This is a genomic window from Mycobacterium sp. OTB74, assembly GCF_029892685.1.
Classification (GTDB): Bacteria; Actinomycetota; Actinomycetes; order Mycobacteriales; family Mycobacteriaceae; genus Mycobacterium.
In genome coordinates this window covers 451,057-466,750 of sequence record NZ_JARXVD010000002.1, presented here as the reverse complement: position 1 = coordinate 466,750, position 15,694 = coordinate 451,057, and the positions used below count along the sequence as shown (strand labels likewise).

The following is a 15,694-nucleotide window of genomic DNA, read 5'->3' as shown; positions in this document are numbered from 1 at the left end:
GACGAATCGCCGGCTGGGCCAGGGGTGCCCCGAACTCCGGATGTCAACGTCACCTCGTCTCCTCCAACATCGCCACTGCCACCGCCAGGCAGCGCTCCTTGACGTCGACCCAGTCGCCGGTGCCCGACCCACCGGGTTCGTTGTCGTCGAACGGGTGTGGATCGGCCAACCGCCGGACCAGTTGGGTGGCTACCCACTGGCTCTGCGACGTGTGTCCAGAGTAGTACTGATCCATTCCGGTGAGCACCGCAGCCGCGGTATTGACATCTGTGTAAGACACCAGATCAGCGAGCTCGGAGTAGTCCTGGGCGCTGTTCCGGCACATGACCAGGTAGCTCTTGAGGCGCAGGGTCTCGGCGCCGGTCGGAATCTCCAGTCGGTCACCGGTGGGTAGCAGCACGTTGGTGGTCTCCATAGGGCTGAGGCGTTTGATCGACGAGGTGTCGGTGGCCAGGGACAGCGCGTCCAGAGCCACCGACAGTCGTCCACCCCACAAGGTCACCGGCCGCACGCCGTCGGCCGGTCGGGCGTCAGTGCTGGTGCGGCGAAGCACGGCCACACCTGACCGCACGGTGTTATCACCGTCGCGGTCGGAGGGCTTGCGGCCGTCGTGGCGCCGGTCTGTCGAAGCCGGGGCGATCCGCCGCGGCACGGCCCGCGGTCCGCCCTTGAGTGTGCGCGGCACATCGGAGCCGCTCAGTGTCATCTCGATGGGCTGTCCGGCCAGCATGCAACCGCTGAACGCCAACGGGTCGGACACGTTGATGGTTTGGGGCGCGAGGTGCTTCAGCTTTGCCGCGGACCTGACGACGGTCCGCAACTCGGCTCCGGACGGCGCCACGTCGGCCAGCGAGGCGAACTCTTCGGGGATGATGACCAGGTTGCCGGTCTCGGCCTTGGGCAGCGGCTTCTCGAAATCGACCGACGGCAGAATGCGGTCGAGCCACTGTGGTACCCACCAGTTCCACTGGTCGAACATCGCCATCAAGGCGGGCACCAGAACCAGGCGCACGACCGTGGCATCCACGGCGATGGCCACCGCGCAGGCCACGCCCATCTGGGCCACCAGCGGCATGCCCGCGAAGGCGAAACCGATGAACACCGCGATCATGATCAGCGCCGCGCTGGTGATGGTGCGGGCGCTGGTGCTGACGCCGTAGGTGACCGAGTCGCGGGTGTCGCCGGACTGCAGGAACCGCTCCCGGATCCGGGTGAGCAGGAAGATCTCGTAGTCCATGGACAACCCGAAGGTCATCGCCAGCACCAACGGCGGGATGGTGCTGTCCAGCGACTCCAGCGGCTTGAATCCCAGCGACTGCAACCAGCCCCACTGGAACACCGCCACCAGGCTGCCGTAGGCCGCGGCCACCGACAGCACCGTCATCAGCACGCCCTTGAATGCCAGCACGACCGAGCGGATCGAGATCAGCAGCATCACGAAGGCGATCACCGCGACGAACACGAACACCAGTCCCTGGGTGGCCGCTACTCGTACGTCGAAGTCCATGATCAGCGCGGTCGGGCCGCCGACATCGACGGTGGTTTCCGGCTCCACCACGTTCGGCAGGTGCTGGCGCATCCACTTGATCGAGTCCCGCGCGACCATGTCTTCTGGATCGACCGACAACACCGTCGAGAACAGGGCGCTGCGGTTGTCGTTGCCGAACACCGGCGGGGCCACCGTGACCACGTCTGGTGCCTGGGTCAGGGTCTGGTGCACGGCATCCAATACGGCGGTGCGCTGCGGATCGGAAGCCGTCGCATCGGGGAAGGTGACCAGCACCCGGACCGGTCCCAGCGCACCAGGGCCGAGCGCTTCGGCGGCAGCGCTGACGCCGCCCCGGATCTCATGCGTCGGTTCGAACTGGCGCAGCATGCTGTTGCCGAGCTCCATCGAGAAGGCGGGCGCGGCCATGATGACCAGGAGGGTCGCGGCCAGCAGCGCCGACAACCAGGGGCGGTGCATGGTGCGGTCGGTCCAGCGGGTCCAGAACCGGGATTGGGTGGTGTCTGGGCGCCGGGTGACATGCAGCCAGGGGGAGCGTTTGGCCACCCGCCTACCGAAGGTGGCCAGCACAGCGGGAGTCAGGCTGGTCGAGGTCAGCACTGCGATCGCGACGGCCAGGATCGCGCCGGTGGCCATCGAGGACAACACGGGCGTATCGATCAGATAGATGCCTGTGATCGAGGCGATGACGGTCAGCCCGGACAGCAGGACGGCCAGGCCTGAGGTGGCCATTGCGGCGTCGGCGGCCTGGTCGGTGTCCCGGCCGGCGCGCAATTCCTCGCGGAACCGCATCAATATGAACAGTGAGTAGTCGACCGCCAGCGCGATGCCGAACATGGACACCGTCGAGGTGACGAACACGCTCATGGTGACCCAGATGGACAGCAGGTACACCACACCCAACGTCACGACCACCGTGCACAGGCCGAACACCAGCGGCATGGTGGCCGCGGCCAGCGAGCCGAACACCGCCAGCAGCACGATCAGCACGATCGGCAGGTTCCACTTCTCGGCGGCGGCGATGTCGTGCTTGGTGGCCTGGCTGGCCGCCGCGCCGAGCGCGCCCTGGCCGATGACGTAGAACCGGACCTTGCCGTCCTCGCTCTGGCCCGGTTTCTCGCCGTTGATGCCGACCGCCGCCCGCAGCTTCTTGGCGATGTCGACCGCGCCGCTGTTGTTGAAGTCCAGCTGCAGCGTCACCACGTACGGACGTCCGGATTGCGGAGGCGGCTGCTGCGTGTTGCGGACGACCTTGACGCTCGTGGTGTCGGCGGCGATCCGTTCCAGACGGTCGACGGCGGCCGTCATGTCCTGCTGGGAGGCGCCGGGGTTGGGCGCGGCGACCAGGGCCAGCGGGGAGGCGCCCTGATCCGGGAAGTGGTCCTCGAGCTGATATTGGACGTGCAGGGACTGCGAACCTGCAACCTCGAAGCCGCCGCCGGAAAGATTGCTGGATTGGGTTGCGGCGAGGTAAAGCGACGGCACCATGAGCAGCAGCCAGACGGCGAAGACCGCCCAGCGCCAACGGCGCAGGGTGCCACTCAACCGCATCATCAACTGCTGGATGGTGAACCCTCTCCCTGCGACCTTCCTAATGGTCCGGACGGACCGCCGGAGTAACCGGGCGTTGCGTAGCCCGACCCTACCCCAGTATGCGGTAAGGTGACCCGCTCGCGAGGGCGCTCGGGTGATGCACGGTGCCATTCTGCGGTGTTGTCACAGCTGACGCCCAGCAACGTTGATCGCTGGCTAATTTGTGACCTGATGCCATCCATCTCTTTGGTGTTGACCTGCGTATTTGCTGGATGAATTGGGCGGGTGCTCAATTCTGATGGCAAGATGGCCGTCGACCGGTTCCGGGGGTGGGGCCGGGTCGCCCGCCGGGCGCTCCCGTGGAATCCAGAGTTTGCTGAGTGTTTACGCGCCGGTCGAGGTTGCGTGAGCCGTGAGGAGATGCGTGATGAAAACAGGTGCTGCCCGGACCCGTCGTCGGGTTGCCGCGGTGTTCGCTGTGACCGCTGCGGGTGGTGTCGCGCTCACGCTGACGTACCAGCCGACGGCTACCGCTGGCGTGGATCCCTGCTCGGCCAGCGAGGTCGCCAAGAGCATCGGCATGGTGGCCACCTCCACCGGGACCTATCTCGATTCGCACCCCGACGCCAACCAGGCCCTTACTGCGGTGTCGCAGCAGCAGCCGGGTCCGCAGTCGGTGACAGTGCTGAAGACCTACTTCGACGCCCATCCCCAGGAGGGTTCCGCGATCCAGCAGCTTCAGCAGCCGTTGGTGACACTGTCCAGCCGGTGCAAGTTGCCGCTGACCCTGCCGCAGTTGATGGGCCTGATGCAGTCCGCGCAGGGCGGGGGACTTCCCAGCGGGCTGCCGACCCTGCCGGGTGCGCTGCCCGGCGTGACCACCGGTTCGGGCGCGGTGCCGCCGGCGCAGGCCGTATCGGCGCCAGCCGGCGGTCTGGTGGCGCCGTCTGTTGCTGCAGCCGCGCCCGCGGCGCACTAGCACAATTGGGCGCGCCGGCGATTTGGCGCCAACCTGGGAAGTTCTCCCCAGAGTCTGCTTAGCTTCTTACTGTCAGTAGCCAATCGGTTACGGGCGCTGGAGCTTTCGATGAAGGAGATTGACCATGGTGCTTTCGGCCCATAGGGCACGCCGGCTGGTCGCTGGCGCCATCGGCGCGGGCGTCATCGCCGGTTCGACGATGTTCGGTGCGCTGCCGTCGGCTCTGGCGGACGACCCGCCGCCGCCCCCCAACTGCACCGCCGCGGATCTGGCGGGGGTCGCCGCTGGTGTGGCGGCCTCCACCTCGGCGTACCTGTTCAGCCATCCGGACGTCAACGGGTTCTTCACCAGTCTCAAGGGGCTGACCCGTGAGGAGATGAAGCCCAAGGTCAAGCAGTACTTCAACGACAACCCCACCGCGAAGGCCGACCTGCAGGGCATTCGCCAGCCACTGGTCGATCAGCGGGAGCGCTGCGGCGCGACCGGCATGTCTGCGGACAACGAGTCGTAGTAAATACCGCTGCTGCCTGCGTCGGCGCTGTACTCAGTGCCGACGCAACAGCACGGCGGCGCCGCGCCAGCCGAGCAGCAGGGCCGCGGTCACCACGGACGCGACGATCACGAAGCTGACCGCGACGCCCTGGGACGTGGCCTTGCGCAACAACATTCCGACCACGACCGTGCTTACCCAGACGGTCAAACCGGTCGGCACCAGCGCCGACGGCCGCCGCCAGCCGGCGGACAGCGCCCACCCCAGCAGCGTCCCGGTCAGGAACGGCCAGGTGGTGTGCGCCACCCCGACCACGGTGATGCCCTCAGCGTGACTACGCCGGCCGATGGTGCAGAAGATCACCACGCATACCGCGTCGATCAGTAGGGCACGCAAAGCCGTTGCCGTCGAACCGATTTCAGCGTTCGGCGACGTTGTGTCCAGGTCATTATCCATGGTGCATCACGTTCAGATCGTACAAATTCATTGCGCTGACGGGGTTTCCGGTGTCGGAGCGTCGGGGTCGATGTCTTTCTCGGTGCGGAACATGAAGAAGAACACCACCCAGCCGATGGCCGAAATGAATATCCAGCTGACCATTCGATAGATCAGCATGGCGGAGATGGCCGACGCCAGGGTCATGCCGCTGGACACCAGGCCGGGCACCAGCACGGCCTCGACCACGAGGAGGCCGCCGGGCATCAAGGGGATGGACCCGACGGCGCGGGCGGCCGCGTAGGCCACCGTCAGCCCAGCCAGGGACGGGCGCCCACCGGTGGCGTACGCCGCGCAGGCCAGACAGCCAACGTCGGCCACCCAGTTGAAAAATGACCAGCTGAACGCGACGGTCAGGGTCCGACGGCTCAGGCTCACCGATTCCAGTTGGCAGAGAATCCGGCGCCAACCTTCCACCCCGGTGTCGGCGGGCTTACCGCGAAATGAGTTGAACCACGACAGCAGGCGCACTCCGATGCCATCGATCTGCTGTGGGTTGGCTGCCACGGTCTGGGCCAGCACGAGCAGCACGATGAACCCGCCAATGGTGAAGATCAGCGACAGCGGGTTCTTGCTGGCACCCAGCAGGACCGCGCCGCCCAGGCCGAGCAGGGCCAGGCCCACCACCTGCAGCGCACCGGACATCACCAACTGCCACGACGCGACCAGCGGGGAGGCGCCCCACAGTCGCTGCTGGCGGTACACGAAGGTGGCTGACAGCACCGGGCCGCCCGGCAGAGTGGTCGACAGCGCGTTTCCGGCATAGAACGCGGCCTCCGAACGCCACTGCCGCACATGGACCCCGGCCGAGGCCAGGAGCGTGCGCTGAATCTGCGCGAAGCTGTGCATCGACGCCAGCGCACAGGCCACCGAGGCCAGCACCCACCACCAGGTTGCCGACAGCAGACTGTGCCACGCCTTGGCCAGTTGGTCCCACACCAGCACGATCTCGACGGCCAGCACGGTGGCGGCTGCGGCGATCAAAACCCAGCGCAGCCACCAGTATTTTCCGCGCGTCCGGCCCGATTGCAGACGGGCGCCGCCACGTCGGCGGGCCGTCCATGTGCCACGACGGCGAGCCGTCCACGTGCCGGGGGGCGCGTTGTACGACACGCCCAACAGCGTAGTCGGCGTGTCGCGATTCACGGCGCGGCGCGCGCGCCCCGGACACCGCTCGCGGTCCTTGTTCGGGACTACGCTGACGCGCATGCCGGAGGCACAACTAACGGGCTTCTCCCTGGACTCCGGGGCTGACGCTGCGGTCGATCCATTGGTGCGTCGGGCGGCAGCGTGGTCGTGGCGGTTGCTGGTGATCTTCGGCGGCGTGCTGGCCCTGCTGTGGCTGGTCGTCAAACTGGAATTCATCGTGGTGCCAATTCTGTTGGCTACCTTGGCAACTGCATTTCTACTGCGGGCCGTCGACTTTCTGGACCGGCGCGGGCTGCCACGCGGAGCAGCTGTCGCAATCATATTGCTGACCGCCATTGTCGGGGTGGGCGGCATCCTGACGTTCGTGGTCAGCCAGTTCATCGACGGCGCACCCGCGTTGGTCGATCAGGTCGCCAAAAGCATCGACGGCACCCGCAAGTGGCTGACCGAAGGGCCGATCCTGCATTTGAGCAGCGATCAGATCAACAACATCGGCCAGACCGCCATCGACGCGCTGAAGAACAATCAGTCCAAGCTCACCAGCGGCGTGTTCTCCACGGCCGGCGCGCTCACCGAGATCATCACCGGTGCCCTGCTGACCCTGTTCACCCTGATCTTCCTGCTCCAGGATGGCCGGAAAATCTATGCGTTCATCACCGCGATCCTCCCGGCTTCGGTGCGCGAACGGGTGCGCGACGCCGGACGTGCCGGCTTCGGCTCGCTGGTCGGTTATGTGCGCGCTACGTTCGTGGTCGCCCTGGTCGATGCCGTCGGCATCGGCACCGGCCTGGCCATCATGGGGATTCCGTTGGCGCTGCCGCTGGCCTCGCTGGTGTTCCTCGGTGCGTTCATCCCGCTGGTTGGTGCCGTGCTGACCGGCGCTGTGGCGGTGGTCGTGGCGTTGATCGCCAAGGGCTGGGTCTACGCGCTGATCGCTCTGGGCCTGATCATCGCCGTCCAACAGCTCGAGGCGCATGTGTTGCAGCCCGTGGTCATGGGCCGAGCGGTCTCGGTGCATCCGCTGGCCGTCGTGCTTGCCATCGCCGCAGGCGGCGTCACCGCGGGCATCATCGGCGCGCTGGTCGCGGTGCCGACGGTCGCGTTCCTCAACAGCGCGGTCCGCGTGCTGGTCGCCGAGGACCCGGCCGCGGTGGAGGCCGAGATTCTGGCCGAGGCCGATCCCGACGGGGCTGATCCGGGCAGCGATAGCGAGGGCTAACCGCCGCGTACGTCGACCGGTTGGTCGGGCGAAATCGAGTAACGGACTACTCTATCGACCCCCTGGGAACTTGCTGAAAGCTCGGCCGGAAGGCAACCGGTCGATCGAAGGGTTCGCAGAATGGCAACTCGCACATTCCATGGCGTCGTCACCACCCCCTCCGGAACCCCCTTGGGGGGATGGGTAGATGTACAGGTAAGCGACAACGGCGACTACCACGTGCATTTCCACATGAACAGCAGCAGCATCGCGGGCAACTTCGACTTCAATCTCCGCGCCTACCTGACGGCACCCGGATTCCCGACCATGGCCTTCATCCAGAGCGGACATGTCTCCGGCGTCGACAAGTGGAACCGTGAGGAGAGCGGCCACAGTCCGCTGCTGGCTCTGTACTGGTCGGCATTGGATGCGAACGCCACGTATGGAGTCGCCAAGGATTACAAATGGGGCGGGGTCATCGGCACTATCGCCGAACTCGTCAACGACATCATCGACGTGACCGCGGGAGCAGTGGGCGCGGCGTTGGGCGTGGTGATCGGGGCAACCCGCGAGGCCATCAGCTGGTTGGGCACCACGCTCGGGCCGGGCGGCACGCTCGGTGTGGTCGGAGGAGTCGTCGTGTTCGCCGTGGCGACCGTGGCGGGCGCAGGTGTCGGAACTGCGTTGATCCTCGGCGTCGTCGCCGGGGTGGCGATCGGTGCCGTGACGAACGCACTGATCAAATACCGGCCCCTCAACGCCGGCGAAATCGCCTTCGCCCGACAGGTATTCGGCAACTCGGTGCCTTATCAGGACGTCATCATCACCAACCTCGCCGGCATGGGCGGCCGGCCGTTCACCGCGCCTGGCGTCGACGGCAAGACCTACGTCAATCTCGGGCGTACCTATGACGACACGCTGGGAACGGGCGGGACCGCGTATCCGAAACACGGGCAAACCCTGATCCACGAACTCACCCACGCCTGGCAGATCGCCCACACCGGGTCCTTGCCGGGCCTGATGTGCAGCGGTCTGGTGAACCAGGCGAACTACTCCATGGGTGACAACGTCTATGAGTACGGCGCACCGGGTCAGCCTTGGTCGAAATTCAATGCCGAGCAACAGGGCGCGATCGTGGATCAGTGGTTCGGCGGCACCGGTCACAGCTCCCGGTACAAGGAGATGGACCAGGAGAACCCGTACTACCGCTACGTCTGGAACGACGTCATCAATCACACCCCGCCCGATGAGGCACGGGCGAATCTGCGCGCCACCACGTCATCGGCACTGGATGTGGTTTCTCGCGATTCGCTTCGGCTGGAACTGTTTTGGGCCCGAAACAGCGGTTCGATCGGATTTCAGTGGTGGGCCGGCGCAGCGGGTCAGAGTTGGGCCGACCACGCTCCGACGGACGTGGTGGCGGCAGGTGCGACCGTCTCGGGCGCGATGGTCACCACGGTGGCTCGCACGCCGGACAACCTCGACGTGTTCTGGGTCGCGCCGAATGGATCCGTGATGACCCAGTGGTGGGTCAGCGCTACCAACGGCGGGTGGTTCGAGCACGGTGCGGCCTTCCCCATCGCACCGCCCGGGTCGGCACAGCCGGGCTCGGCGATCGCTGCGGTCGCCCGTACCGCCGACAATCTCGACGTGTTCTGGGTGCGGCCCGACGGCGCGGTCGCGAGCCAGTGGTGGGCGGCTGCGCCGGGTGCCGGCTGGGGTGATCATGGCCCGTTCAACGTCGCGCCTCCCGGCTCGGCGGAGCACGGCTCGGCAATCGCCGTCGTGGCGCGCATGCCCGATCATCTGGACGTGTTCTGGGTGACTCCGGACGGAGCGGTGGCGTCGAATTGGTGGACCGCGGCCCCCGGCAGCAGTTGGGCCGACCACGGCGCCTTCCGACTCGCGCCCGCCGGATCTGCGCGGCCGGGATCAGCGCTCAGCGTCGTCGCCCGAACACCGGACAACCTCGACGTGTTCTGGGTTACCCCGGACGGATCGGTCGCCTCGAACTGGTGGTTTGCCGCAGCCGGTGCGAGTTGGGCCGACCACGGCTGGTTCACCGTCACGTCGCCCGGCGCCGTGGCATCAGCGGGCGGGGTGAGCGCGACGGCCCGCACGCCCAACAACCTGGATGTCTTCTGGGTGGCCCCGGACGGGTCGGTCGGCACCCAGTGGTGGCATGCGGCAGCGGGACACAGCTGGGCCGACCACCGCCCGTTTGCTATCGCACCGCCGGGATCGGCAAGTCCCGGATCGTCGATCACCTCGGTCGGACGGCTGGCGTCGCATCTGGACGTCTTCTGGGTACGGCCCGACGGCGCGATCGGCACCCAATGGTGGGACGCCGCACCGGATCAGGGCTGGAACCATCAGCCGTTCCCGGTGACGCCCCCGGGCGCTGCGCCTGTCCCATCCGCGGTCCCTGCGCCGGGCCCGGTCCTCAGTCGTCTGGGTGCACTCGGCATCGATTTCAGCGTGCCCGAGGCCGATCTGCGCGACTGGCTGCAGAATGCCGAATTCACGCCGTATCCGGCTGTCGCCGACGCACTGCAGAAGCTGTTGATCGGCAAGCATCTTCGACAACCCGTCTATCTCGACGTGATCGTCTCCAACTATGAGGACTGGGGGGGAATCGCGTCACCTCGACTGGAGCGGGACGTGCAGGTGCCCGTGTTGGAAGCCGCCGTGGTCGAGGGCTACAACGTCCGATACAACCAGGCCGTCACCAAGTTCGCGGATCTGCTTGTGCCAGCGGTCTGACCGCCGTTAGAGGCGGCCCTCTCGGCGCAGCAGATCCTGAGCGCTAACCCCGCCGCCACGACGCGGCTTGTCCCGGGTGTCCGTCTTCTCGGTGGAGTCGGGCTGAGCCCGGAACGCGGTGGTCGGCTCGTTCCCAGGGCTTCCCGGAGACGGCTGATTCTGGGGTGACGGCCGGTTGCTCGGAGTTCCGCGCAGTTCACCGAGCCAGGACTCGATCTCGCGGTTGCTGGCCGGTCGCGGTCCGCCGCGCTGTCCGGCCGCACCCGAGCGGCTGCCTTGTGCCCGGAACGCGGTGGTGGCGGGTTCGCCTGCGTTCACCGGGGCCTGCTGTGGCTCGCGACCCGACTGGTTGGCAGCGCGGCTCACGTTCGACATCACGTTCTTGAAGGCACCCTTGGCTGCGGCGGCGAACCGAGTGGTCGACGGCTCACTGGCCGGCGCAGGCGGCGACGGAATGCGGCTGGTCGGTGCCTGGCTCGGGACGCCGGGCGTGATCCGCGCGGGAACGGCCCGCGGTGCCCCCGGATGGCCAGGATCGTGCGGGGGCCGGGACGGTGCGCCCACGCCGACCAACGCACGTGGCTCCTCGGGGTCGCGGACCACGGGACGCTTGCGTTCGTCGGGCAACTCGGTCTCGCCAAGGCCTAGCTTCTGCTGGATCCGCTTCATCCAGGCCGGTGCCCACCAGCAGTCGTCGCCGAGCAGCTTCATGATCGCCGGCACCAGGAACATCCGGATGACGGTTGCGTCGAGCAGCAGCGCGATCAGCAGGCCGAAGGCCAGGTACTTCATCATCACCAGGTCGGAGAACGCGAAGGCGCCGGCAACCACAGCCAGCACCAGCGCGGCACCGGTGATCAGTCGACCGGTGGTCGCGGTACCGATCCGGATGGCCTCTGCGGTGGACATGCCGCGCTCGCGGGCCTCCACCATGCGGGACACCAGGAACACCTCGTAGTCGGTGGACAGACCCCAGATCACCGCGATGATCAGGCCGATCATCGGCGCCATCAGCGGCTGCGGGGTGTAGTTCATCAACCCTGAGCCGTGTCCGGCTTCGACGAACATCCAGGTCAGGATGCCCATCGTGGAACCCAGCGTCAGTGCGCTCATCAGCGCTGCCTTGACCGGCAGCACCAGCGACCCGAACGCCAGGAACATCAGCACCGTGGTCGTGGCGACCAGGATCACCAGCATCAGCGGCAGCTTCTCGAACAGCACGCTGATGCTGTCCTGCTCGAGCGCCGGAGCCCCGCCGACCAGCACGGTGAGCCCGTGTGGTTGCTGCAGGTGGCGCAGCGCATCGATCTTCTGGGCTGCGTCGTTGCTGTTGGCCAGACCGTTGGACAACACCCGGACAGCCGGGTTCTTGGTGCCGCCGTCCTGATAGGTCCGCTCGGTCCACATCTTGGACTTGTCGTTGTTCGGGGCGATGAACCCGTCGACGGTTGCGGCGTTGGCCTTGACCTGTGCGATCTGCTGATCGGTGACCGGCTGGCCGTTGTCACTCTTGATCACAAGCGTCAGCGGGTTGGTGCGGAAGCCGGGGAAGACCTTGTCGAACTCCTCCTGCGCCATCCGGACCGGGTTGTCCGGCGGCAGGTACTTCTCGCTCATACCGGCCAGTGCCAGCTGCCCCAGCGGGATGACCAGGAGGATCATCCCGATGATGATCGGCACCGCGAACGCCAGTGGCCGTTTCATCACCACGTTGACCAGCCGGCCCCAGAAGCCGTGCTCGACCTCTTCGCGGGTCTTGGTCTTCTGGGTCTTCTCGGCGAACCAGTCGATGATGCGGCGCGAGAACGGCCAGTTGGCCAGGAACGGCACCTTCAGCAGGGTGCGCACGCCCAGCGCGTCGACGTTGGCGCCCAGGATGCCCAGCACCGCGGGCAGCACCGTGATGGACAGGAACGCCGCCAGCAGCACCGACGCGATGATCGCGTAGGTGATGGACCGCAGGAAGCCCAGTGGGATCAGCAGCAGCGGCAGCGACGACGCGACGATGATCACCGCGGAGAACGCCACAGTGCGCCCTGAGGTCATCACAGAGCGGCGTACTGCGGCCTCGACGTCGTAACCCTCGGCAAGCTCTTCACGGAACCGGCTCACGATGAACAGGCCGTAGTCGATGGCGATACCGAAGCCCATCATGGTCACCACGGGTTGGGCGAAGAAGTGCACGGGCCCGAACTCGGCGGTGAAGCGCAGGATGCCCAGGGCACCGCCGATGGTCAGGCCGCCGATGATGGCCGGCAGTGCGGCCGCTATGGCGCCGCCGAACACGAAGAATAACACCACCGCGACCAGTGGGACGATCGCGAACTCGGCGCGTTTCTGGTCGGTGCCGATGGTGCCGGTCAGCTCACTGGCCAGCGGCTCCATGCCGGCCAGCTTGATGTTGCCGTCATTGACCTTCTGCAGGTCCGGGGCCACCGCCTGGTAGGTCTTCAGGATCGCGTCATCGTTGTCGCCCTTGAGCGGGACGGTGATGAACGTGTGTTTGAGGTCCGGGGTCTTCATCGCCAGGACTGTCGGGTTGTCGGTGGTCGGGGCCTTCAACCAGCCGACCCAGCCGACCACCTGGTCCTTGTGGTTGTTGACGAAGGCATCGAGTTCCCCGGAGACTTTTTTCTGCCAGGCCGGGTCATCGACTTTCTTGTTGTCCGGGGGCGTCAAGATGGCCACCACCAGGCTGGTCCGGTCGCGGCCGTACACCTGGTCACCCAGGACCGAGGCCTCGACGGACTGACTGCCTTCGTTGTAGAAACCACTCTGGGTGACGTGCGAGCCCAAAGAGGACCCGTACACGGCACCACCCAGGCACAGCGCCACCAGGACACCGATCACTATGTACCGGTACTGGTACACCGTTCGACCCCACCAGGCGAACACGTCAGCTCCTCACGATTTTCTTATCTCTGGCATTTCTAGCCACCGCACACATCATGTGTAGTTATTCCTATACGCGCGAGGTCAGCAGCGCGGACAACGGCCGGAACGGCTGTAACCACGCGCCCTGTTCAGGCAGCGAATCCAGGCCGATCCGCGGCAGTGGCTCCCGGAAGACACCAGGGATGTCTTCCAGGTCGACGAAATCCAAGGTATCCGACGCTAACGCCCAACTCGCATGTTCGCGAAATCCAACGACGGTCGCAGGGATGCCGCTGCGCGCGATGTCTTCGAGTGGTTGCCGGAATGCCTGCCCGTCTGCGGACGCCACATAGATGCCCGCCAGACCCTCGCCGCGGCGCAGCGCGATGTGGGCCAGCATGTCGGCGTCCACGTCGCTGTCGTCGTCCGTCTTCGGCTTGGCGAACACCGCGAACCCGACGTTGCGCAGCGCTTCCACCCACGGTCGGACCACGTCGGCGCTGCCGGGCGCGATGTTGGTGAACACCGTCGCCTCGGGCTCGTGGGAGACCGGAGGCTGGTCGGGGCGACGCTCGCTGGCGATGTCGTGAGTGCGGGCCAGCAGCCACCGGCCCAGCGCGTCGAAGCGGGGGCGATGTGCGGCGGTCGGTCGACCGCCGAGGATGGATCCGAGGCCCATGTCCAGGTTGGGTGCGTCCCAGACCAGCAGTACCCGGTGTGGCCGTGGGCCGGGCAGCGGTGCGGGCGAGTACGGCTTGATCTGTGGAATGGCCTCGGTGACGCTCATGGCAATCGCTCCCAGATCAGCTCGGTGATCGGGCTGCCGAGGCGCATGCCCCGGGCTTCGTATTTGGTTGTGGGGCGTTGCACCGACACCGGCAGGTCTACGTCCATCGACGTGCGGCGCAGCGTCGGTTCGCCGTCACCCACCTCGGCGATCTGTACGGCGTAGTCGGCGTGGTCGGTGGCGGCGTGCAGGATGCCGCCAGGGCGCAGCCGGCTGGAGATCAGCGTGACCGTCTCCGGTTGCAGCAGCCGGCGCTTGTGGTGGCGGGCTTTCGGCCACGGGTCCGGAAAGAACACCCGCACCGCGGTCAGACTGCCCGGCGCGATCATGTGTTCAAGCACATCAACACCGTCGCCGCGGATGAATCTCACATTGGTCAGGCCGGCCCGGTCGACGGCGCCGAGCAGTTGCGCTATGCCTTTGCGGTACACCTCGACCGCGATCACATCCAGGTCCGGTTCCTCCTGCGCCATGGCCAGGGTCGAGATGCCGGTGCCCGAGCCGATCTCCAGCACCACCGGAGCAGAGCGGCCGAACCAGGCTGCGGGGTCCACAAGTCCGGCCGGCACGCCGTCGTCGTCGCGGGCGAGTGCTCCCAGCTCGGGCCACCGCCGGTCCCACAGATTCTGCTGGCCTGCCGACAGCGACGAGCGGCGGGACCGGAAGCTGGTCACACGGCGGTGTTTGTGCGCCGAGTCCGGCTCCGGAGCGGCGTCGGCCGCGTCCTCGCGCTGGGCATGCATTTGTCCATCGTCTCTCATCACGGCGGAAGGACTGTCATCCTGGTGCAGATTGATACCCAACAGTTGTCTTGAAACTGGCGTCGGACGTGCCCGTTCCCGGGTGCGACGATGGCTGTCGGGGGTGTCATGGCGACGGACGTTTTGCCGCGATTTGCCGGCCAACTGCAGCTGCTGGCCGCCGATGTTCCGGAGTTGCGGCCCATCGCGCAACAGCTGCATCGCCGGGCCGGTGTGGCCGAACCGGCCGCCGAATATCGTGCGATACAGCGGGCGCTGGCCGAAATCACCGTAATGGCAGGCGAATTGGCGGATGAGCGCGTCGCGGCGTGGTTGACGGCCGACGCCACGGTGCTGCTCGTCATGGCCGCGGCCGCTGCGGTGCTCGAGGCCGATGGTCTGCCGGCATCCCGCGGGGCGGACCTCGAAGACCCCGGGCGGCATCGGCAACGTGCGGTGTACTGGCGAAATTACGGTCGGGGGCCGGTGACCGAGCTGCACCGGAACTGCGCCCGGGACCTCAGCCGCGGTTGGCTGCGGTTGCTGTCCCGACCGCCGCGGCTCGCTGACCAACGCTTGGAGTTGCAGCGGGCGCGCTTCCAGCTGATCCGCCAGGGCCGGCAGCGGTGCACGGACCTGCGGACTGAACTGCTCGCCATCTGCGCGACAGGCAGTGCGGATTTCGAGGTGCATGCCCGGCATCGATTGGCTGAGGAGTTCGCCGCGGCCGAGGCGGCGTGCGGTTCGCGGCTGGGCGTTCTCGCGGGGAGCCCGAGGTGGCGCCGTCCGGTGATCCCCGGGCCGGTGTCTGGCTTGCGGCGCGACGAGATGTGGCTCGGCGCGGTGCTGGGCGTCGGCTTCGGCCTGGGGGCGGCCTTGGGTGCCAGCCGGTTGCTTGCGGGGCTCGCCGCCCTACCGGAGTCGACGGGCGCGGTGGTCGGGCTGGTAGCGGGTCTGGCGTTGGCATTGTGGGTGATCGGTCTGCGGGTTCGGCTGCAGCGCCGGGCGGTATTGGAACGCTGGATCGGGGAGTCGGTCGGGGCGGTGCGACAGGCCGCCGAGGAAGAGTTGGTGTGCCGATTTTTGGAGGTGCAAGCCCGCACATCACGAATAGGCAAATTGGCCGATTGGCAAATTGCACCACCGGTTACCGGTCAGTAACTGCGGTGCGCCAGAGCC

Annotated in this window: 11 protein-coding genes; 5 read left to right on the top strand and 6 right to left on the bottom strand. The window is 66.9% G+C overall.

Annotation, left to right across the window (positions count from 1 at the left end; genetic code table 11):
* Positions 1–49 precede the first annotated feature (49 nt).
* Positions 50–3,061: an MMPL family transporter gene (locus tag M2432_RS05265; protein WP_280825679.1), complete on the bottom strand. Its 3,012-nt coding sequence runs from the start codon at positions 3,059–3,061 to the stop codon at positions 50–52.
* Positions 3,062–3,467: 406 nt separating this feature from the next.
* On the opposite strand from M2432_RS05265, the gene M2432_RS05260 reads away from it, so the two are divergent.
* Together M2432_RS05260 and M2432_RS05255 are read left to right on the top strand one after the other, a co-directional pair.
* Positions 3,468–4,019, top strand: coding sequence for a hemophore (locus M2432_RS05260; protein ID WP_280825678.1), 552 nt, complete (start codon positions 3,468–3,470; stop codon positions 4,017–4,019).
* 124 nt (positions 4,020–4,143) lie between these two features.
* Positions 4,144–4,530 (top strand): heme-binding protein, encoded by a 387-nt coding sequence (locus M2432_RS05255; protein WP_280825677.1) that lies wholly within the window; start codon positions 4,144–4,146, stop codon positions 4,528–4,530.
* 33 nt (positions 4,531–4,563) lie between these two features.
* Here the strand turns inward: M2432_RS05255 and M2432_RS05250 are convergent, their stop codons facing one another.
* Together M2432_RS05250 and M2432_RS05245 are read right to left on the bottom strand one after the other, a co-directional pair.
* On the bottom strand, positions 4,564–4,965 hold the full coding sequence (locus tag M2432_RS05250; RefSeq protein ID WP_280825676.1) for a DUF3054 domain-containing protein: 402 nt from the start codon (positions 4,963–4,965) through the stop codon (positions 4,564–4,566).
* 27 nt (positions 4,966–4,992) lie between these two features.
* On the bottom strand, positions 4,993–6,036 hold the full coding sequence (locus M2432_RS05245; RefSeq protein WP_280825768.1) for a YbhN family protein: 1,044 nt from the start codon (positions 6,034–6,036) through the stop codon (positions 4,993–4,995).
* Between the two features lie 175 nt (positions 6,037–6,211).
* Between M2432_RS05245 and M2432_RS05240 the strand changes: the two genes are divergently transcribed.
* Complete coding sequence (locus M2432_RS05240) at positions 6,212–7,372, top strand: AI-2E family transporter (RefSeq protein ID WP_280825675.1); 1,161 nt, start codon at positions 6,212–6,214, stop codon at positions 7,370–7,372.
* 120 nt (positions 7,373–7,492) lie between these two features.
* Entirely contained in the window at positions 7,493–10,114 is a 2,622-nt protein-coding gene (locus M2432_RS05235) for a hypothetical protein (RefSeq protein WP_280825674.1), read from the top strand.
* Between the two features lie 6 nt (positions 10,115–10,120).
* Here the strand turns inward: M2432_RS05235 and M2432_RS05230 are convergent, their stop codons facing one another.
* From M2432_RS05230 to trmB, 3 genes are all read right to left on the bottom strand, one after another.
* A complete protein-coding gene (locus M2432_RS05230) occupies positions 10,121–13,009 on the bottom strand; it encodes an MMPL family transporter (RefSeq protein ID WP_280825673.1) in 2,889 nt (962 codons plus the stop codon).
* Between the two features lie 67 nt (positions 13,010–13,076).
* Positions 13,077–13,775, bottom strand: coding sequence for an NYN domain-containing protein (locus tag M2432_RS05225; protein WP_280825672.1), 699 nt, complete (start codon positions 13,773–13,775; stop codon positions 13,077–13,079).
* Positions 13,772–14,518 (bottom strand): tRNA (guanosine(46)-N7)-methyltransferase TrmB, encoded by a 747-nt coding sequence (trmB, locus tag M2432_RS05220; protein WP_280825671.1) that lies wholly within the window; start codon positions 14,516–14,518, stop codon positions 13,772–13,774. The genes M2432_RS05225 and trmB overlap by 4 nt, the downstream gene beginning before the upstream one ends.
* A 126-nt stretch (positions 14,519–14,644) precedes the next feature.
* Between trmB and M2432_RS05215 the strand changes: the two genes are divergently transcribed.
* On the top strand, positions 14,645–15,676 hold the full coding sequence (locus tag M2432_RS05215) for a hypothetical protein (RefSeq protein ID WP_280825670.1): 1,032 nt from the start codon (positions 14,645–14,647) through the stop codon (positions 15,674–15,676).
* The last annotated feature ends 18 nt before the right edge of the window (positions 15,677–15,694 follow it).

Bases quoted from the DNA above. Each gene is read 5' to 3' on its own strand.
- M2432_RS05265 (WP_280825679.1), bottom strand. From the start codon at position 3,061: ATGATGCGGTTGAGTGGCACCCTGCGCCGTTGGCGCTGGGCGGTCTTC.
- M2432_RS05260 (WP_280825678.1), top strand. From the start codon at position 3,468: ATGAAAACAGGTGCTGCCCGGACCCGTCGTCGGGTTGCCGCGGTGTTC.
- M2432_RS05255 (WP_280825677.1), top strand. From the start codon at position 4,144: ATGGTGCTTTCGGCCCATAGGGCACGCCGGCTGGTCGCTGGCGCCATC.
- M2432_RS05250 (WP_280825676.1), bottom strand. From the start codon at position 4,965: ATGGATAATGACCTGGACACAACGTCGCCGAACGCTGAAATCGGTTCG.
- M2432_RS05240 (WP_280825675.1), top strand. From the start codon at position 6,212: ATGCCGGAGGCACAACTAACGGGCTTCTCCCTGGACTCCGGGGCTGAC.
- M2432_RS05235 (WP_280825674.1), top strand. From the start codon at position 7,493: ATGGCAACTCGCACATTCCATGGCGTCGTCACCACCCCCTCCGGAACC.
- M2432_RS05225 (WP_280825672.1), bottom strand. From the start codon at position 13,775: ATGAGCGTCACCGAGGCCATTCCACAGATCAAGCCGTACTCGCCCGCA.
- trmB (WP_280825671.1), bottom strand. From the start codon at position 14,518: ATGCATGCCCAGCGCGAGGACGCGGCCGACGCCGCTCCGGAGCCGGAC.
- M2432_RS05215 (WP_280825670.1), top strand. From the start codon at position 14,645: ATGGCGACGGACGTTTTGCCGCGATTTGCCGGCCAACTGCAGCTGCTG.